This window comes from Variovorax sp. OK605 (assembly GCF_900115445.1).
Taxonomy (GTDB): domain Bacteria; phylum Pseudomonadota; class Gammaproteobacteria; order Burkholderiales; family Burkholderiaceae_C; genus Variovorax.
In genome coordinates, this window is the sequence record NZ_FOWL01000005.1 from 196,406 (window position 1) to 215,230 (window position 18,825).

Sequence of the window (18,825 nt, forward strand, 5' to 3'; positions counted from 1 at the left end):
CATGGCAGACCCTCGCAAGAACCTGTACGAGCGCTACGAGCCGGTGCGCCGCTACGTGGAGGTGGGCTTCTGGATCGCTGTGATGGCGCTGCAGGCCGTGTTCAACACCTCGGTGGCGCTGGTCGACGCGCGCACCCGCGCCGAGCCGCCCGCCACCTGGCAGATCCTGGTCTGGGAAGGCTCCAGCCACCTCGTGCTGCTGGCGCTGGTGCCGGCCATCGTGGCGGTCGAGCGCTGGCTCTCGCCGTTGCCGCGCCGGCAGCTGCTGCGCTACCTCGCGGGTCACGCGCTGGCCAGCGTGGCCTTCAGCGTGGTGCACGTGGTGGCCATGTTCGCGCTGCGTGCGCTGGCCTACGCGGCGGTCGGCGAGCGCTACGACTTCGCGGGCTGGAGCGGCCAGTGGGGCTACGAATACCTGAAGGACGTGCGCGCGTACGCGTCGATCGTGTTCGGGATCTGGGCCTACCGGCTGTTCATGCTGCGGCTGCAGGGCGAGGCACGGGTGCTCGATGCGCCGGAGGAAAGGGCGGCACCGCTGCAGCCACTGTCGCCACCGGAGACTTCGACGGAACCGGAGGGCGTCGAATCCGCGATGCCGGAGGCACCTCCACCGGCCCCACCGCCGCCGCCCACCCGCCCCGAGCGCTTCCTGGTGCGCAAGCTGCGCCGCGAATTCCTCATCGCCGCCGGCGACATCGACTGGCTGCAGGCCGAGGGCAACTACGTCGGCCTGCACGTGAACGGCCACGACTACCTGCTGCGCGCCACGCTGACCGACTTCCTGGCCCAGCTCGACCCCGCGACCTTCATGCGCGTGCACCGCAGCCATGCGGTGAACCTGGGGCGCATCAAGGAGATCGAGCCGCTGGACGGTGGCGACGCCCGGCTGCACATGCACGACGGCACCACCGTGCCCTGCAGCCGCCGCTACCGCGACGCATTGGGCGCCGGCGCGGGCTGAACCGGTGCGCGCAAGGGTTCTGGAAGGCCCTTGTTTGGTTCATTCCGCACCATCAACGAGCTTTAGGCACCATTTTTGCTTTCTTTGGCCGCCGCTCCGACTGATTCGGGTGCGACGCACCAATTCAAATCAAAAACTGCAAGAAGCTTCCATGGACGCACTCAAACAGGGCGCAGATGCGCTGTTCATCCTTCTCGGCGCCATCATGGTGTTGGCCATGCACGCCGGTTTTGCTTTTCTCGAGCTGGGCACCGTGCGCAAGAAGAACCAGGTCAATGCGCTGGTGAAGATCCTGGTCGACTTCTCGGTATCGACCATCGTGTACTTCCTGGTGGGCTACGGCGTGGCCTACGGCACGCATTTCTTCGTGAGCGCCACCGAACTGTCGGCAAGAAGCGGCTACGAGCTGGTGAAGTTCTTCTTCCTGCTCACCTTCGCCGCCGCCATCCCGGCCATCATCTCGGGCGGCATCGCCGAGCGGGCCAAGTTCTGGCCGCAGCTCATCGCCACCGCGGTGATCGTGGGCTTCGTCTATCCGCTGTACGAGGGCATTGCCTGGAACAGGCACTTCGGCATCCAGGGCTGGATCGCCTCGCTCACGGGTCATGAATTCCATGACTTCGCGGGCTCGGTGGTGGTCCATGCCGTGGGCGGCTGGCTCGCGTTGCCGGCCGTGCTGCTGCTGGGCGCGCGCCGCAACCGCTACCGCGGCGACGGCTCGCTCAGCGCGCACCCGCCGTCGAACATCCCGTTCCTGGCGCTGGGCGCGTGGGTGCTGTGCGTGGGCTGGTTCGGCTTCAATGTGATGAGCGCGCAGAGCATCGACAAGATCTCGGGCCTGGTGGCCGTCAACTCGCTCATGGCGATGGTCGGCGGCACGCTGGTGGCGCTGGCCATGGGCAAGAACGACCCCGGCTTTGTCTACAACGGCCCGCTCGCCGGGCTGGTGGCCGTGTGCGCCGGCTCCGACCTGATGCACCCGCTGGGCGCGCTGGTGGTGGGCGGCGTGGCCGGCGCCATCTTCGTCAAGATGTTCACGCTGGTGCAGAACAAATGGAAGATCGACGACGTGCTCGGCGTGTGGCCGCTGCACGGCCTGTGCGGCACCTGGGGCGGCATTGCGGCGGGCATCTTCGGCACGCAGGCGCTGGGCGGCATCGGCGGGGTGAATGTGTGGGCGCAGCTGATCGGCACGCTGATGGGCGTGGCGTGGGCCGGGCTGGCGGGCTGGGCGGTGTACGGCGCGCTGAAGAAGGCGGTCGGGTTGCGGCTGACCCAGGAGGAGGAATACGACGGGGCGGACCTGTCGATTCACCACATTTCGGCCACGCCGGAGCGGGAGGTCAACTGGTGATCCGGCTGCCGGACCCTGCCACTCCATGTGTCCATCCCGGCATGTTCACGTAGTAGCGCACCGCCTTGCCCTGACCCGCCGCATACAACATGCCGTTGCGCACGAGGTCAGACAGGTCGCGCGTGGCCGTGGCCTTCGAGACGCGCACCATCTTCAGGTACTTCTCTACGTTGAGGCCGCCCAGGAAGCCGCCGTCGCCGGCCTCGAGCAGCCGTTGCAGCAACTGCCGCTGCCGCTCGTTGATGTCGTGCTGTGCATGCCGCGCCCAGAAGCGCGAGCGTTCCAGCGATGACTGGATCGTGTTGCCGGACGCGATGCATGCACGCCCGAAGGCCCCGGCGAACCATTGCACGAAGGCCGTCACGTCCATGCCGCCCGACTGGCCCGCTGCCAGCGCGTCGTAGTACCCCTTGCGGTCCGCCAGCATCTGGCGCGAAAGGCTGAAGAGCCGCGTTGCCGCACCGGTGTCCTGTGCCAGTGCCATATCGGCCACCGCGCGGCCGACACGGCCGTTTCCATCTTCGAACGGGTGGATGGTTTCGAACCAGAGGTGAGCGATGGCGGCACGTGCAATGCCGTCCATCGCGCAGTGCCGCGTCTGAGCGAACCATGCCAGGAACGCATCCATTTCCCGTGCGACCGTGGCAGAAGGCGGCGCGGTGTAGTGCACGACTTCCCTGCCCGGCAGGCCGCTCACGATCTGCATGGCGTCGGCATGGTCGCGGTACCGGCCGACGGCGATGCGCTGGATGCCCGAGGTGCCGCCCGGAAAGAGCGCCGATTGCCAGCGGCACAAGCGGTCTGCGTCCAGCGGCTCGTCGAAACGCGTCGTGGCGTCGTGAATCACTTCGACCAGCCCGTCCACATGCCGGTCGGTGGGACCCGCATGGCTTGCACCCAGGCGGCGCAGCACCGAGGAGCGCACGGCCGCGAGGTCGAGCCGTTCGCCTTCGATGGCTGCCGTGGCCACGGCCTCCTGCATCCACAGTGCCTGCTCGACCTCCACCAGCCCGTCCAGCCCGATGGCCCGGCCCAGACCGCTCACTTCGCCTTTGAGCTCTCGAGCGCGCGAGAGCGCGGGGCCGGCTGCCACGGCGTCATACCGCAGCGCCGGCCAGTCCGGCTGCTGCCAGATGTAGAGCGGGGCTGAAGAGGTCATGAGCCGCATCTTAGAAGAATCGGCTCAATAAATGATTCGCAAATGTGAATTTGCAGCGCATGCCCGGGCTTCCGGGAAGAAATGCACAGATTGGTTACCTGTAGCAAACTTCCGAACCGGACCACGACCGATTCACTTCCTGCAAATCCATGACCCAATCGCCCCCCGCCCTCGAAGTCCTCCCCCGCGACCTCTCCGCCTACCGCGAGGGCAACACCGGCATCGACTACGTGCACCGCTTCGAGTCCGGCAAGCCCGGCCCGCACGTGCTGATCAACGCGCTCACGCACGGCAACGAGATCTGCGGCATGACGGCCGCCACGCACCTGCTGGACAACAACGTGCGCCCGCAGATCGGCACGCTCACCGTGGCCTTCGCCAACATCGACGCCTACGAGTCGTTCAAGGAAGAGTCGCCGTACGACAGCCGCCAGATCGTGCACAACCTCAACCGCATCTGGTCGCCCGAGTGGCTCGACGGCAGCGAAGACAGCCCCGAGCTGCGCCGCGCGCGCATCCTGCGCCCGGTGGTGGACGCGGCCGACCACATCCTGGACATCCACTCGACCAGCCAGCCCGTGGTGCCGTTCTGGGTCTACCCGGCGTTCGAGCGCAACGCCAAGGTGGCGCTGGCCATCGGCCGCCCTTCCGTGCACCTCGTGATGCCCGACGGCCTGGGCTCGGGCACGCCGCTGATCCAGTACGGCAGCCACGGCGGGCCGGACGGCAAGGGCGTGGCCATGGTGGTCGAGTGCGGCCAGCACTTCCTGCGCTCCGCGTCGGAACTGGCCACGGCCGTGACCTATGACTTCCTCGCGTACTTCGGCCTCGTCGAGAAGGACCCGGCCACGCCCGCACCCGAGCCGCAACGCAGCTTCCAGCTGCTGCAGACGTACGTCATCAAGTCGGAAGACTTCGCCTTCGTGCGCCCGCTGATCGGCTTCGAGACCTTCGCCAAGGGCGAGCTGATCGCGACCAACAGCGACGAGGAAATCCGCGCGCTGTGCGACGACTGCACCATCTTCATGCCCGCGCAGCGCACGATCGTCGGGCGCGAGGCGGTGTACCTCACCAAGCCGCTCTGAGGCTCGCGACTTGAACCAGGCCCCTGCCATGGGCCGCTGGCGCGTGGCGGGCCTGGCGTTCGTCTTCCTGTGGTTCGCCATCGGCGGCGTCGCGCACTTCGTGGCGACCGATGCCGAGATGCGCATCGTGCCGCCGTGGATTCCATGGCCGCGCGAAACCGTGTGGGTCAGCGGCGCATTCGAGTTGCTGGGCGCGGCCGGCCTGCTGTGGCGTCCGACGCGCCGGGCGGCAGGCATCAGCCTGTTCCTGCTGACCCTGGCCGTGACGCCGGCCAATGTCTACATGCTGCAGCGCGCCGATCTGTTCGCCAACGTGCCGCATTGGGCGCTGGTGGCGCGGCTGCCGGTGCAGGTGGCGCTGCTCGCGTTGATTGCGTGGAGCACGGCGCGCCCGAAGCCGGCTGGCGGCTAACGGGTAACGGCTAACGGGTAACGGCTAGCAGATGAGCAGGTGCCGCGGCTTGGCTGCGGTGCTGTAGTCGGCGTGCCAGTAATGCGGGTCGTCGCACGGGCTGAAGATGGCCTCGGTGCTCGCGTGGCGGTCGTCGAACCGCTTGGCGAGCGTGACGTGCACCGAGCCCGCATCGGGCCAGTCGGCGCCGGCATCCATCACGCGGTTGCCCGAGGCGACCTCGGCCGCCACGATGGCCTGCAGGGCAGGGTGCAGGCGGGCGTTGAGCAGGGCGAGGATGCCGCCGTACGTGGCGCGCGCGACGGGCGCGGCGAGGCAGGTCTCGTCGAACAGGGGCGGTGCTGCGTTGCTGGCCATGAGAGACGTGGGTGCCCGATGGCCTCAGGCCGCAACGAACAGCGCCGGGTCGACCATCGCCCGGTTCAGCATCACCGACCAGTGCAGGTGCGGCCCCGTCACCCGCCCGGTCGCGCCGACCGCGGCCAGCGCCTCGCCGGTCTTCAGCACGTCGCCGACCTTCACGTCGACGCGGCTCAGGTGGCAATACATCGTCAGCAGGCCGCCGCCATGGTCGAGCCACACGGTGCCGCCGTTGAAGAAATAGTCGCCCGTGTCGATCACCTTTCCCGGCAGCGGCGCCAGCACCGGCGTGCCCGTGCCGGCCGCGATGTCCATGCCGCTGTGCGGATTGCGCGACTGCCCGTTGAACACGCGGCGCAGGCCGAAGGAACTGGAGCGGCGGCCCGGCACGGGCACGCGCATCTGCAGCGCCGCATCGGCGCGCATGTCGGTGAGCGTGGCCATCACGCCGGTGAGGTGGTCGCGCTCCTTGACGTAGCGGGCTTCGTCCTCGGGCGACAGGTCGACCGTGCGCGGCGCCACCGTCAGGCGCTGTTCGCGGTACTGCTTGGGCGCCACGGTGTAGGCGACCTGGCGTTCGGGCTTGCCTTCTGCGCGCACCGTGATGCCGGCCTCGCCGGGTTCCGCCGCGAGCGCAATGCCGACCAGCGCGGTCCACTCGATCGGGTCGCCGACAACCAAGAGCGGCACGTCGCCCGCAAAGGCCTGCGGCCGCTTGGCAGACGGGCCGAGCGACAGGCGCGCCACGCCGCCGGGCACCTGCGAGGCATGCGGCCAGACGTCGGGGGCAGCGGGCTTCTTCTTCGTCCTGGCGGGTGTTGCCGCGCCTGCGTTGGTGGCCGACAGCGCAAGCCAGCCGAGGGTGCCGAGCACGGCGCCGCGGCGGGTCATGTCGAACGAGGCGAGGGAGGCGAGACCGGAAAAGGGAAGTGATTTGTGCATGGGAAGAATTCGAATGAAGGTTCTTGAGCGGTGCCGATGCCCCGTCAGTCCAGCCAGGTTCCGGGCGCCAGCCCGTCGAGCGTGTGCGGCCCGATGGCGGCGCGGATCAGGCGCAGCGTCGGCAGGCCCACGGCCGCCGTCATGCGCCGCACCTGGCGGTTGCGGCCTTCGCTGATCGCCAGCTCCAGCCACGCGGTGGGAATGCTCTTGCGCTCGCGAATGGGCGGCTCTCTGTTCCACACGGCAGGCGGCGGATCGAGCAGGCGGGCCCGGGCCGGGCGCGTGGGGCCGTCGTTGAGCTGCACACCGTTGCGCAGGGCCTCGAGCGCCGCGTCGGTGGGCACGCCTTCCACCTGCACCCAGTAGACCTTCTCCATCTTGAAGCGCGGATCGGCAATGTGCGCCTGCAGCTTGCCGTCGTCGGTGAGCAGCAGCAGGCCTTCGCTGTCCGCGTCGAGCCGGCCGGCAACGTAGACCCCGGGAATGTCGATGAAATCCTTCAGCCCGCGCCAGCGGCCCTCGGGCGTGAACTGGCTGAGGACGCCGTAGGGTTTGTTGAAGCGGATCAGGCGGGAAGAGGTGGGCTGGGAGGTGGGCTGGTTCATGGAATGGGAGCGTCGCGTGGCCCTTTGGCCAACCGCGGCCGATAGTCTCGCACCAGTTGCACGCTGTTCACTGTCGTCGCAGGCGCCGAGATTTCTCAGGAAATCCCGGCCATTCCGATCCATGCGGAAAGCTTCTGTAGATCAAAGCGTTATCGAAAGCGCCAAAGCTAGAACGTCCTGCTTCAGTTCAGAAAACGGCGACGGGCCACATGCAGGGGAGGACCTGTCCTGCACAGGACCGGAGCGTGGTGCGCCTCAATGAAGACTGGCTTGACAACCTGGGACTGGAATGACGATGCGAAGCTCCATCAATATCGCGTGTTTCGCATGTGTTGCGTCCGCAGGGCTGCTGCTGGCCGCATGCAACAGCACCTCGCTTCGCGTCGGCGGCGCGCCCGAGGCCAGCGTCAAGAACTGCGTGGCCGCGGCCGCGCGTGAACTGCGGGTGCCGCCGGGCACCATCGCTGTCGACAGCGGCTCGACGCCACGCGATGGCGTCTACACGATCAACCTGAAGGTCGGGCCGCAAGGCCGTTCGGCCGTGTGCACGACCGACGAGAACAGCGCGGTGCTGGGCGTGGTCTACAAGCGGCCGGAATGACGAAGGGCTGAAACCAAAAAAGCCGGCGCCATCACGGCACCGGCTTTCCGGATGAAGGTGCGGGCGGGCTTACTTGCCCCAGCTGTCCCGCATGCCGGCCGCGCGGTTGAACACCGGCTTGCCATCCGCACCGGCCTTCGTGTCGCGCACGAAGTAGCCGTGCCGCTCGAACTGGATGCCGACACCGGGTTCGGCCTTTGCCAGCGACGGCTCCACGAACGCCGAGCACACTTCCAGGCTGGTCTTGTTCAGCTCTTCCAGCAGCTCGCCGCTGCCCGGGTTGGCTTCGGAGAACAGCCGCTCGTACAGCCGCACTTCGGCCTTCACTGCATCCGCCGCGGCCACCCAGGTGATGTTGCCCTTGACCTTGATCGCGTCCGCGCCGGGCGTGCCGCTCTTGGTGTCGGGCACCAGCGTGGCCTGCACTTCGACGAGCTTGCCGTTCGCGTCGCGCGTGGCGCCGGTGCACTCGATGACGTGGCCGTACTTCAGCCGCACCTTGTTGCCCGGGAACAGGCGGAAGAAGCCCTTGGGCTGCACGTCTTCGTAGTCGGTGCTTTCGATCCACACTTCGCGGCCCAGCTTGAACTCGCGCTTGCCCATCTCGGGGTGGTGCGGGTGCACGGGCGCGGAGCAGTCGTCGAGCACGCCTTCATCCTTGTTGGGGCCGCCCATCAGCTCGCCCCAGTTGGTGATGACCAGCTTGACCGGGTCGAGCACGGCCATGGCGCGCGGGGCGATGGGGTCGAGGCTGTCGCGCAGCGCGGCTTCGAGGCTGGCGTAGTCGATCCAGCCGCCCGACTTGGTGGTGCCGCTGCGTTCGCAGAACAGGCGCAGCGCCTCGGGCGTGTAGCCGCGGCGGCGCAGGCCGGCAATGGTGGGCATGCGCGGGTCGTCCCAGCCGTCGACGTGCTTTTCTTCGACCAGCTGGCGCAGCTTGCGCTTGCTGGTCATCACGTGGGTGACGTTCAGGCGCGCGAACTCGTACTGGCGCGGGTGCGGGCTGGCGATGAGGCCGCCTTCGGCCAGGCGGTCGAGCAGCCAGTCGTAGAACGGGCGCTGGTCTTCGAACTCCAGCGTGCAGATGCTGTGGGTGATCTGCTCGAGCGCGTCTTCGATCGGGTGCGCGTAGGTGTACATCGGGTAGATGCACCACTTGTCGCCGGTGTTGTGGTGGTGGGCCCGGCGCACGCGGTACAGCGCGGGGTCGCGCATGTTGATGTTGCTGCTGGCCATGTCGATCTTCGCGCGCAGGATGGCCGCGCCGTCGGCCACCTGGCCGTCGCGCATGGCGCGAAAGCGCGCCAGGTTTTCTTCCGCGCTGCGGGTGCGGAAGGGGCTGTCCTTGCCGGGCGTGGTGAAGTCGCCGCGGTTCGCGCGCACTTCCTCGGCGGTCTGCTCGTCCACGTAGGCCAGGCCCGCGCCGATGAGGTACTCGGCCGCCTCGTACATGAAGTCGAAATAGTTGCTCGCGAAGTACTCGTGCGGCTGCATCGTGCCGGGCGCGCTCGGGCGGTCGGCCAGGTAGGTCTCGTAGCCGAGCCACTTCACGGCGTCGCGGATGGAATCGACGTACTCCTGGTCTTCCTTCTCGGGATTGGTGTCGTCGAAGCGCAGGTGGCACACGCCGCCGTATTCCTTGGCCAGCTCGAAGTTCAGCCAGATGCTCTTGGCGTGGCCGATATGCAGGTAGCCGTTGGGCTCGGGCGGGAAGCGCATGCGCACCTTGGCCGGGTCGGCCATGCCCTGGGCGTGGTGGGCGGCGCTGCCGGGCGATCCGCCCCACTTGCGGCCAGCGTAGGCGCCCTGTTCGAGGTCGTTCTCGATCACGTGACGCAGGAAATTGCTCGGTGCAGCGGTCGTTTTGGCGCCGTTTTTGTCGGTCGGGGAGGTCATTGCCTCATTCTAGAGGGCACCCCCTTCACGTTACCTTTGGCAACGTTCTTCACATTGCCGGGTGCACCCCCTTTGCAATTGCCGCGTTCAATACACACATGGGCGGTTCAGACCCGAACCCGGCCCACCGAAACAAGGAGTCCAACATCATGAGCGTCACACGTTCCAATTTCTTCAAATGGGCCGCCGCCGCAGCCGTGGCAGCCGGTGCATTGTTTGCAGCCACTTCGGCCAGCGCCCGCAGCGACGTGAGCTGGTCGATCGGTGTCGGGGTGCCGGGCGTGGCGGTGGGCGTGGGCGCTCCCGCCTACTACCCGCCGGCTCCGGCGTACTACCCGCCCGCTCCGGCTTATTACCCGCCGGCCCCGGTGTACTACGCACCTCCGCCGCCGGTGTATTACCGTCCGGCCCCCGTGTACTACGGCCCGCCGGCCTATTACGGCCCGCGCTACTACAACCGCGGCTACTACCGCGGCCACGGCCACTGGCGTTAAATTGCCACAGCATTCGTGACTGAATGAAAAAAGCCGGCTCCGAAAGGGCCGGCTTTTTTGTGGGCGCAAGGCCCTGGAATTTCACATCGCACGAAACAGGTGTGCGTAGAGCCGGCTGACCGGAATCTTCTCAGGCCGCCCGCGCAGCGTCAGGTGCATCTTGCCGGCCTCGTCGCGGTGCACCGACTCGATGGCCGCGCTGCGCACCACCACCGCGCGGTGCACCTGCCAGAAGGTGTCGGCGTCGAGCTGGGGCAGCAGCTGCTTCAGCGGCGTGCGGATCAGGTATTCGTGCGTGGCGGTGAGCACGCGCAGGTACTTGTCGGCCGCCTCGAAATACAGCACCTCGTCGATGGGCACCATGCGCACGGTGCTGCCACCGGCATCGCTCGCGGCAATGATGCGCAGCGGGGCGACAGCGGGCGTGGACGCCGCCGCGCCGCCTCCTGCGCCGCCTCCCGCGGCGCCGAGCACCTGGCGCCATTGCGCGAGCGTGCGTTCCAGCGCCTCGTCAGGCACGGGGGAAGAAGGAGATGGCGACGATGCATGCGCCGCCAGCGCCTGCTGCAACCGGCCGACCGTCTTGCGCAGGCGCTCGGGCTGCACGGGCTTCAGCACGTAGTCGATGGCCTGGGCCTCGAAGGCGCGGGCGGCGTATTCGTCGTAGGCCGTGACGAACACCAGCTGCGGCATCGGCGCCTCGTCGGCGGGCCAGCAGTCGGCCAGTTCGGCGGCGGCGCCCAGGCCGTCGAGGCCGGGCATGCGGATGTCGAAGAACAGCACCTGCGGCAGCAGGCGCAGCGCCTCGCGCACGGCGCTGCGGCCGTCGCCGGCGGTGGCCACGACCTGCAGTTCGGGCCAGGCGGCGGCCAGTTCGGCCTTGAGGGCCTGCGCGAGCAGGGGTTCGTCTTCGGCGATGAGGGCGGTGGCTTGCATCTTGTTCTTGTGAGGGGGTTTCAGGCAGGCAGCGGAAAACTCAGCGTGGCGCAGGTGCCGCCGGCCGGGTCGGGCGAGGGTGCCAGGGCCATGCGGCTGCGCTCGCCGTACACGGTGGCCAGGCGCTCGCGCACCTGTTCCATGCCGAAGCCGCTGCCGCCGTCCGACGGCGCAGCCGCACCGAGCCCGACACCGGTGTCGCTCACCTCGATGACCAGCCGGTCGGCGTCGCGGTGCGCGCGCACCGCGATGCGCCCGCCCTCCACCTTGGGCTCCAGCCCGTGGCGGATGCTGTTTTCCACCAGCGGCTGCAGCAGCAGCGGCGGCACGGGCACGTCGCGCAGGTCGTCCGGCAATTCGAGCGTGTAGCGCAGGCGCTCGCCCATGCGCACCGACATCAGCTCCAGATAGTCGCCCAGCCGGTCGAACTCGGCCGACAGCGGATGCGACAGCGCGCGCGAGCCGCTGAGCGTCACGCGCAGGTAGCTGTTGAGCCGGTCGAGCATGGCCACGGCGCGCGGCGGGTCGATGGTGATCAGCACGCGCAGGTTGGCCAGGGTGTTGAACAGCATGTGCGGCTCCAGCTGCGTCTCGAGCAGCTTGAGCCGGGCCTCGGTGGCGTCGCGCTGCGCCAGGTCGATCTGGCTTTGCAGGTGCTTGCTCTTGCCCAGGCTGTAGAAGAAGAAGCACATGCCGATCGTCGCGACGACGGTGATGACGACCCCCGTGGCCAGCTTGTGGCCGCCGAACGCCAGGAAGTCGAAGGCCGGCGCGCCGGTCCAGGCGTCGCCGATGAAGTTGCCGCCCATGAAGCCCAAGGTCACGCCGACGACCACCACCACGTAGCCCCGGCCGCCCAGCGGCCAGCGGATGTCGCGGTGCCCGGTGATCAGCAGCCGGGTGGTGTCGATGAACAGCCAGCTGATGAGGCCGATCGACAGCGAATAGACCAGGTGCGCCGCCCAGCCGCCGCCGTCGGTGATGGTGAGCGCGCAGGCAATGAGGCAGCAGAAGACGGCGGTGATCAGGCCATGCCGCAGCATGTCCCGCAGGTTCTCGCCCCCGAACCTGGGGAAGGCTGCAGGCGGGCCCACCTTCATCCGCGGTCCCCGGCGCCCAGCGCGCGGCGTTCGCGCTCCACCAGCCGCTCGTAGAAGCCGCCGCCGGCCACGAACCAGACCACCGCGCCATGGATCAGCAGCCCCAGGCCCCAGCCCATGAGCGGGTACATGGCCCAGGTGTGGCCCCGGGCGGCCGAGATCGTGACCAGGCCGAGGTTGACCAGCACGTAGACGAAGGCGTGGATGTACCAGCCCATCTTGGCGCCGGCGCGGCGGCGGGCACGGCGTTCGATGTCCGAGGCGGAGGGGGTGGGCGAGGTGTAGTTCATGACAACTCCTTGTTGTACTGCACGGGAATGAAATCGGAGGCGGCCGCTGCTGCCGTTGCTGCCGTTGCCGCCGCTGTGGCTGGCGTGGCCGTTGCGGCTGGCGCGGCCTGCGCGTGCGCCGGTGCCACGTTCAACGCCGCGCGCTGGCGCAGCTCCTCGGTCGTATCGCCCGGCCCGTCGGGCTTCCACCCGGGCGGCTTCACCAGGTAGCCGGCGAAGGCGCGCAGCGAGCGGGCCGAGGCCAGGTCGCGCAGCAGGGCGCGCCACTGGCCGAACTCGATCTCCAGCAGGTTGTGCGAGGTGATCGGGTCCACCAGGCCGTAGCGGCAGGGCAGGTCGGCGCGCTCGGGAATGCAGGTGCCGAACAGGCGGTCGAACACGATGAGCACGCCGCCGTAGTTGCCGTCCAGGTACTCGAGGTTCGAGGCGTGGTGCACGCGGTGGGCCGAAGGCGTGTTCAGCACCCATTCCAGCGGGCCGAGGCGCGGGATCCAGGTGGCGTGGATCCAGAACTGGTACAGCAGGTTCAGCGTGAGCATCAGCAGCACCACCCTGGGCGGCATGCCCAGCAGCGGCGCCAGCATGAAGAAGGCCAGCGTGCCGGTCAGGCGGCCGGTCCAGCCGAAGCGGTAGGCGGCCGACAGGTTGAGCTGGTTGGGCGAGTGGTGGACCGAGTGGGTGCACCAGAACCAGCGCACCCGGTGGGCCGCGCGGTGGTACCAGTAGTAGCAGAACTCCTGGCCCAGGAAGCAGGCGGCCCAGCCGCTCCAGTGGTCCATCGGCAGGGTGAACAGGCGGTGGGCGTAGAACCAGTCCATCGCGCCGGTCCAGAACGCCAGCGGCAGCAGCCAGCGCAGCGGGTATTCGCGCACCAGGAAGTCGAACACCGAGATGCCGGCCGCCTTCCAGTCATAGCTGCGCCAGCCGTTGCGCCAGGACAGCACCAGCGCCTCGGCAATGGAGGCGGCAAGCACCACCGTCACGGAGATCTTGAGGATCAGCAGGAGTGCGTTCATGGCGGTGGTGTCGTGAGGAGCCTGGCGGCGGGTGGCCGGGGAATCTTAGGCCGCGCGAACCGCGCCCGACATGGCGTCAGTACGGATGGCGAGCTTCCACAGGCGCACCGCGCGGGCCGCGAACACGCCGCTGAACGCGCCGTACAGCACCGGGATCACGAGGCCGAAGGTGGCTTGCTGGCGCAGTTCGGGGTGCATGGCCAGGGCGGCGCCCACCACGTACTTGGTCAGGAAGATGCCCATCATCAGCATCAGGGGCACCGGGCTGCCGGCCAAGTGGAACCGGCGCTGCGCGGCGTCGTAGCGGGTGGTGGCGGGCAGCGGGCGCTGCAGCACCAGCGCCAGCATGGCGACCGCGGCGGCGGCCCAGCCCAGCAGCGCGCCGAACGAGTCGCCGAACACCGAGACCACGCCGTAGACCGAGAGCGCGCCCATGGCGAGCGGCATCAGCGTGACGCGGCTCAGGCCCACGCTGTTGGTGAGCAGCTGCTTGGCGCCGATCCACAGCAGCAGGAAGAAGACGGCGAACACCCACTTGGGCGTGTGAAGGACGATTTGCATCAGCATGGTGGCGCTCCGGTGACAGAAGGTTGTAGGGGTCTGGAAGGGAAGACGAAGAGGGGACGAACAGGGGACGAAGAGGGGACGTTCAGGCATCGAATCGATGGAGCGGACTGTGCCGGCGCCCGGACGCACCCGCCACCGGCGTGCGACGGAATGCGCGCCGGCGGCGCGAGTTGCCGCCAAACAGCGCCAATGGCTGACGGCCCGCGGGCGGCGGCGCTGGCAACATGTGACAGCTTTACCGTCGCTTTACGGCCCAGCAAACAGCCCGACTACCATTCCGCGTGTACTACGCTGGTTCGCACCCCTGCACCTTCCGCACGCACCGCCCATGGAACAAGAAAAACCAACCGAGCCCCTGCCTTCCAACGTGTCGCCGACACATCCCCCGGTGCGCAGGCGCCGCTGGGTGGGCGGCCTGCTGACCTTGCTGCTCTTGGTGGCGCTGGGCGGCAGCGCCTGGTACCTGATCCAGCGCTCGAAGACGCCGGCGGCCGGTCCGGGTGCGGGGCCGGGCGGCGGGCGGCCGGGAGGCGCCGGAGGTCCAGGCGGCCCTGGAGGTCCGGGCGGGCGCGGCGGCGGCGCGGCCTCCAGCACGGTCGGCATCGCCACCGCCAAGCAGGCCGACATTCCGGTGCAGCTCGAGGCGCTGGGCACGGTCACCCCGGTGGCCAACGTGATCGTGCAGCCGCAGGTCTCGGGCGTGCTCACCGCGGTGCTCTTCCAGGAAGGCCAGATGGTCAAGAAGGGCGACGTGCTCGCCACCATCGACCCGCAGCCGTTCCAGAACGTGCTGGCGCAGGCCGCCGGCGCACGCCAGCGCGACGAGGCCCAACTGGCCGCGGCGCGCGTCACGCTGCAGCGCTACCAGACCCTGCTCGGCCAGGACTCCATCGCCCGCCAGGACGTCGACACCCAGGCCGCGCTGGTCAAGCAGCTCGAAGGCACCGTGGCCATCGACCGCGCCAACGAGAACACCGCCAAGCTCAACCTGACCTGGAGCCGCATCACCGCGCCGGCCAGCGGGCGCATCGGCCTGCGGCCGGTGGACGCGGGCAACTACATCTCGACCGGCACCACCAACGGCGTGGCGACCATCACGCAGATCGCGCCGATCGACGTCGAGTTCTCCATTCCGCAAGACCGCGTGCCCGAGGTGCAGGAGCGCCTGGCGCAGGGCGCCAAGCTGGACGCCACCGCCTTCGACCGCACGCGCACGCGCCGGCTGGCCGGCGGCATGTTCGCCACGCTCGACAACCTGGTCGACACCGCCACCGGCACGGTGAAGGCCAAGGCCCGCTTCACCAACGCCGACAACGCGCTGTTCCCGAACCAGTTCGTCAACCTGCGGCTGCTGCTGCGCACCGTGAGCGGCGCGGTGGTGGTGCCGGTGACGGCGCTGCGCCACGGCCCCAACGGCGACTACGTGTACGTGCTGAACACCGACAGCACCGTGTCGCAGCGCACGGTGACGCGCGGCGAGTCGAGCGTGGACAACGTGGCGATCATGTCGGGCCTGGAAGCCGGCGAGCAGGTGGTGACCGAAGGCGGCGACCGGCTGAAGGACGGCGCGCGGGTGCAGACCATGGCCGACCGGCCGGCGGTGCCGGCGTCGGGCGCCGCATCGGGTGCGCGCCGTGGCAACCGGGGCGAGCGCGGCGAACGCGGCGCGGGCCGCCGCGAAGGTGCCGCAAGCCAGGGCGGCCAAGGTGGCCAGGGTGCAGCGGGTACAGGTGCTGGTGCAGGCGGTGCCCGCAGCGCCCCGCCGGCCGAGTCGCCCACCTCGCCGCCGGCCACCTCGGTGCCGCCGGCCGCGCCCGACCTGAAGCCCGGCTCGCCGCCACCCGTCCAGGGCGGCGCGATCCGCTGATCCGTTCGCCGACCCGTTCCTCCAAGCGCCGCGCCCGATGAGTCCTTCTCGCCCGTTCATTCTTCGACCGGTGGCGACCTCGCTGCTGATGGTCGCCATCGTGCTGGCCGGCCTGGTGGCGTTCCGCTTCCTGCCGCTGTCGGCCCTGCCGCAGGTCGACTACCCGACCATCCAGGTGCAGACGCTCTACCCCGGGGGCAGCCCCGAGGTCATGAGCAACACCGTCACCGCGCCGCTGGAGCGCCAGTTCGGCCAGATGTCGGGGCTCGACCGCATGAGCTCGACCAGCGCCGCGGGCGTGTCGATCATCACGCTGCAGTTCTCGCTGGGCCAGACGCTGGACGTGGCCGAGCAGGAGGTGCAGGCCGCCATCAACGCCGGCGGCTCGCTGCTGCCGGCCGACCTGCCGGCGCCGCCCGTGTACGCCAAGGTGAACCCGGCCGACGCGCCGGTGCTCACGCTGTCCATCACGTCCGACACGCTGCCGCTCACCGAGGTGCAGAACCTCGTGAACACCCGCCTCGCGCAGAAGATCAGCCAGGTCTCCGGCGTGGGGCTGGTGTCGCTCAGCGGCGGGCAGCGCCCGGCCGTGCGCATCCAGGCCAACACCCAGGCGCTGGCGGCCAACGGCATCGGGCTGGACACGCTGCGCACGGCGATCTCGGCGGCCAACTCCAACGGCGCCAAGGGCAGCTTCGACGGCCCCAAGCGCGCGTACACCATCAATTCGAACGACCAGCTGCTCACGGTCGAGGACTACAAGAACCTCATCGTCTCGTACAAGAACGGCGCGCCGATCCGCATGGTCGACGTGGCGCAGGTGATCAACAGCGCCGAGAACAACCAGCTCGCCGCCTGGGCCGGCAACAAGGCCGACGGCACTGCCAGGCTGTCGCCCGCGATCATCATGAACGTGCAGCGCCAGCCCGGCGCCAACGTGATCGCCACCGTCGACGCCATCAAGAAGCAGCTGCCCGACCTGCAGGCCGGCCTGCCCGCCGGGCTGAAGATCGAGGTGCTCAGCGACCGCACGGCCGGCATCCGCTCGTCGGTGGAGCACGTCGAGATGGAGCTCGTGCTGGCCGTGCTGCTGGTGGTGCTGGTGATCTTCGCGTTCCTGGGCAGCCTGCGCGCCACCGTCATCGCCAGCATCGCGGTGCCCATCTCGCTGATCGGCACCTTCGGGCTCATGTACCTGCTGGGCTACAGCCTGAACAACCTGAGCCTGATGGCGCTGACCATTGCCACCGGCTTCGTGGTGGACGACGCAATCGTGATGATCGAGAACATCGCGCGCTACATCGAGGAGGGCGAGAAGCCGCTGCAGGCCGCGTTCAAGGGCGCCACGCAGATCGGCTTCACCATCATCTCGCTGACCGTGTCGCTCATCGCGGTGCTGATTCCGCTGCTGTTCATGGGCGACGTGGTGGGCCGGCTGTTCCGCGAGTTCGCGGTGACATTGGCCATCACCATCCTGATCTCGGCCGTGGTGTCGCTCACGCTGGTGCCGATGATGTCGGCGCGCTGGCTCAAGCACGAGCCCAGGAAAGACCCGGCCGGCCACGGCTTCGGCGCGCGCGCGCAGCGCTTCTTCGACGGCGTGATGGTGCGCTACGACCGCTCGCTGCACTGGGTGATCGCGCACCAGCCGCTCACGCTGCTGGTGGCGCTGCTGACCATGGTGCTGACGGTGGTGCTGTACCTGTCGATCCCGAAGGGCCTGTTCCCCACGCAGGACACCGGCCAGCTGCAAGGCCGCGTGCAGGCCGCGCAGGACGTGTCGTTCGACCGCATGGCGCAGTTGCAGCAGCAGGCCGCGCGCGCCATCCTCGAAGACCCCGACGTCGAGAACCTCAGCTCGTTCGTGGGCGTGGACGCGGCCAACAACACGATGCTGCACACCGGCAGCATGCTCATCAACCTGAAGAAGGACCGCGGCCACCAGCAGGACGTGATGGACCGGCTGCGCGAGCGCGTGCGCCAGGTGGCCGGCGTGACGCTGTACCTGCAGCCCACGCAGGACCTGACGATCGACGCCGAGACCGGGCCCACCGAGTACCGCGTGTCGCTGGAAGGCGTGGACAGCGCGGCCATCACCGAGTGGATGAAGAAGCTGGTGGCCAGGCTGCAGGACTCGGACAAGGTGCGCAACGTGAGCAGCGATGCCGGCGCGCAGGGCCTGGCGGCGTTCGTGAACGTGAACCGCGACACGGCGGCGCGGCTGTCGATCACGGCCAGCACGGTGGACGACGCGCTGTACAGCGCGTTCGGGCAGCGCATCGTGTCGACCATCTTCACGGAGACCAACCAGTACCGGGTGATTCTCGAAGCCCGTCCGGGGATGGTGAACACGCCGCAGACGCTGGGGCAGCTGAACCTGATCGCCGGCTCCGGCACGGCGACGCCGCTGTCCGCGATTGCCGAGATCTCCGAGCAGCAGGCGCCGCTGCAGATCACGCACGTGGCGCAGTACCCGGCCAGTACGCTGAACTTCGATACGGCGCCGGGGGTGTCGCTGGGCACTTCGGTGGATGCGATTCGCGCGGCTGCCAAGGAGATCGGGTTGCCCGGGAGCGTGACGATGACGTTCCTGGGGGCTTCGGGGGCCTATGAGAAGTCGCTGTCCAACCAGCTGTGGCTCATCCTGGCGGCGGTCGTTTGCGTGTACATCGTGCTGGGGGTGCTGTACGAGAGCTACGTGCATCCGCTGACGATCTTGTCCACGCTGCCTTCCGCCGGTGTGGGTGCGCTGCTGGCACTGATGATCACGGGCAACGACCTTGGGGTGATCGGGATCATCGGGATCATCCTGCTGATCGGCATCGTGAAGAAGAACGCGATCATGATGATCGACTTTGCGATCGACGCCGAGCGGACTCAGGGGAAGTCGCCGCGTGAGGCGATTCACCAGGCTGCGTTGCTGCGGTTTCGGCCGATCCTGATGACCACGCTGGCGGCCTTGTTTGCCGCTGTGCCGCTGATGCTGAGCTTTGGGGATGGGGCGGAGTTGAGGCGGCCGCTGGGGCTTGCGATCTTTGGCGGGCTGATCGTCAGCCAGCTGCTGACTCTGTTCACCACGCCTGTGATCTATCTGGCGTTCGATCGGTTGGGTGGAGGGTCTCGGCGGGCTGTGATCGAGGAGGAGGCGGTTTGAATCGTTTTGCCTCTTGCTGCTTGCTT

18 protein-coding genes are annotated in these 18,825 nt (G+C 68.6%); 8 read left to right on the forward strand and 10 right to left on the reverse strand.

Annotated elements, in window-relative coordinates; translation table 11 throughout:
- Nucleotide 1 precedes the first annotated feature (1 nt).
- Both BM013_RS15210 and BM013_RS15215 read left to right on the forward strand, forming a co-directional pair.
- Nucleotides 2-961: a LytTR family DNA-binding domain-containing protein gene (locus BM013_RS15210; protein ID WP_093128397.1), complete on the forward strand. Its 960-nt coding sequence runs from the start codon at nt 2-4 to the stop codon at nt 959-961.
- 151 nt (nt 962-1,112) lie between these two features.
- Entirely contained in the window at nt 1,113-2,315 is a 1,203-nt protein-coding gene (locus tag BM013_RS15215; RefSeq protein ID WP_093128398.1) for an ammonium transporter, read from the forward strand.
- Here the strand turns inward: BM013_RS15215 and BM013_RS15220 are convergent.
- On the reverse strand, nt 2,305-3,474 hold the full coding sequence (locus BM013_RS15220; protein ID WP_093128722.1) for a Fic family protein: 1,170 nt from the start codon (nt 3,472-3,474) through the stop codon (nt 2,305-2,307). The genes BM013_RS15215 and BM013_RS15220 overlap by 11 nt on opposite strands.
- Nucleotides 3,475-3,623: 149 nt before the next feature.
- Between BM013_RS15220 and BM013_RS15225 the strand changes: the two genes are divergently transcribed.
- Both BM013_RS15225 and BM013_RS15230 read left to right on the forward strand, forming a co-directional pair.
- On the forward strand, nt 3,624-4,559 hold the full coding sequence (locus BM013_RS15225; RefSeq protein ID WP_093128399.1) for a M14 family metallopeptidase: 936 nt from the start codon (nt 3,624-3,626) through the stop codon (nt 4,557-4,559).
- Nucleotides 4,560-4,569: 10 nt separating this feature from the next.
- Nucleotides 4,570-4,971, forward strand: coding sequence for a DoxX family protein (locus BM013_RS15230; protein WP_256221515.1), 402 nt, complete (start codon nt 4,570-4,572; stop codon nt 4,969-4,971).
- 24 nt (nt 4,972-4,995) lie between these two features.
- On the opposite strand, the gene BM013_RS15235 is transcribed toward BM013_RS15230, so the two are convergent.
- From BM013_RS15235 to BM013_RS15245, 3 genes are read right to left on the reverse strand one after another with little or no spacing between them, the layout of a single operon-like run.
- Nucleotides 4,996-5,328, reverse strand: coding sequence for a hypothetical protein (locus BM013_RS15235; RefSeq protein ID WP_093128402.1), 333 nt, complete (start codon nt 5,326-5,328; stop codon nt 4,996-4,998).
- A gap of 24 nt (nt 5,329-5,352) precedes the next feature.
- On the reverse strand, nt 5,353-6,273 hold the full coding sequence (locus BM013_RS15240; protein ID WP_177206425.1) for a M23 family metallopeptidase: 921 nt from the start codon (nt 6,271-6,273) through the stop codon (nt 5,353-5,355).
- A 44-nt stretch (nt 6,274-6,317) separates the two neighbouring features.
- Nucleotides 6,318-6,878: an rRNA large subunit pseudouridine synthase E gene (locus tag BM013_RS15245; protein ID WP_093128404.1), complete on the reverse strand. Its 561-nt coding sequence runs from the start codon at nt 6,876-6,878 to the stop codon at nt 6,318-6,320.
- A gap of 295 nt (nt 6,879-7,173) precedes the next feature.
- Here BM013_RS15245 and BM013_RS15250 point away from each other — a divergent pair, with 295 nt between their 5' ends.
- Entirely contained in the window at nt 7,174-7,479 is a 306-nt protein-coding gene (locus BM013_RS15250; RefSeq protein ID WP_256221516.1) for a hypothetical protein, read from the forward strand.
- Nucleotides 7,480-7,548: 69 nt separating this feature from the next.
- Here the strand turns inward: BM013_RS15250 and BM013_RS15255 are convergent, their stop codons facing one another.
- Nucleotides 7,549-9,375 (reverse strand): glutamine--tRNA ligase/YqeY domain fusion protein, encoded by a 1,827-nt coding sequence (locus tag BM013_RS15255; protein WP_093128407.1) that lies wholly within the window; start codon nt 9,373-9,375, stop codon nt 7,549-7,551.
- A 149-nt stretch (nt 9,376-9,524) separates the two neighbouring features.
- On the opposite strand from BM013_RS15255, the gene BM013_RS15260 reads away from it, so the two are divergent.
- On the forward strand, nt 9,525-9,869 hold the full coding sequence (locus BM013_RS15260; RefSeq protein ID WP_093128409.1) for a hypothetical protein: 345 nt from the start codon (nt 9,525-9,527) through the stop codon (nt 9,867-9,869).
- Nucleotides 9,870-9,950: 81 nt separating this feature from the next.
- On the opposite strand, the gene BM013_RS15265 is transcribed toward BM013_RS15260, so the two are convergent.
- The 5 genes from BM013_RS15265 to BM013_RS15285 are packed head-to-tail and all read right to left on the reverse strand — an operon-like array spanning nt 9,951 to nt 13,868.
- On the reverse strand, nt 9,951-10,805 hold the full coding sequence (locus tag BM013_RS15265) for a LytR/AlgR family response regulator transcription factor (RefSeq protein WP_093128411.1): 855 nt from the start codon (nt 10,803-10,805) through the stop codon (nt 9,951-9,953).
- Nucleotides 10,806-10,825: 20 nt separating this feature from the next.
- Nucleotides 10,826-11,848, reverse strand: a complete 1,023-nt coding sequence (locus BM013_RS15270; RefSeq protein WP_093128724.1) for a sensor histidine kinase — start codon at nt 11,846-11,848, stop codon at nt 10,826-10,828.
- Nucleotides 11,849-11,901: 53 nt separating this feature from the next.
- Nucleotides 11,902-12,195, reverse strand: coding sequence for a 2TM domain-containing protein (locus tag BM013_RS15275; protein WP_093128413.1), 294 nt, complete (start codon nt 12,193-12,195; stop codon nt 11,902-11,904).
- The gene (locus tag BM013_RS15280) at nt 12,192-13,211 is read right to left on the reverse strand and encodes a sterol desaturase family protein (protein WP_093128415.1); all 1,020 of its coding nucleotides are present in this window, start codon (nt 13,209-13,211) and stop codon (nt 12,192-12,194) included. The genes BM013_RS15275 and BM013_RS15280 overlap by 4 nt, the downstream gene beginning before the upstream one ends.
- A gap of 45 nt (nt 13,212-13,256) precedes the next feature.
- Nucleotides 13,257-13,868 carry a DUF6622 family protein gene (locus BM013_RS15285; RefSeq protein WP_371280145.1) on the reverse strand — a complete coding sequence of 204 codons (612 nt, stop codon included), beginning with the start codon at nt 13,866-13,868 and terminating at the stop codon, nt 13,257-13,259.
- Nucleotides 13,869-14,106: 238 nt separating this feature from the next.
- On the opposite strand from BM013_RS15285, the gene BM013_RS15290 reads away from it, so the two are divergent.
- Both BM013_RS15290 and BM013_RS15295 read left to right on the forward strand, forming a co-directional pair.
- Nucleotides 14,107-15,645 (forward strand): efflux RND transporter periplasmic adaptor subunit, encoded by a 1,539-nt coding sequence (locus BM013_RS15290; protein ID WP_093128419.1) that lies wholly within the window; start codon nt 14,107-14,109, stop codon nt 15,643-15,645.
- Nucleotides 15,646-15,682: 37 nt separating this feature from the next.
- On the forward strand, nt 15,683-18,799 hold the full coding sequence (locus BM013_RS15295) for an efflux RND transporter permease subunit (RefSeq protein ID WP_093128420.1): 3,117 nt from the start codon (nt 15,683-15,685) through the stop codon (nt 18,797-18,799).
- Nucleotides 18,800-18,825: the final 26 nt, after the last annotated feature.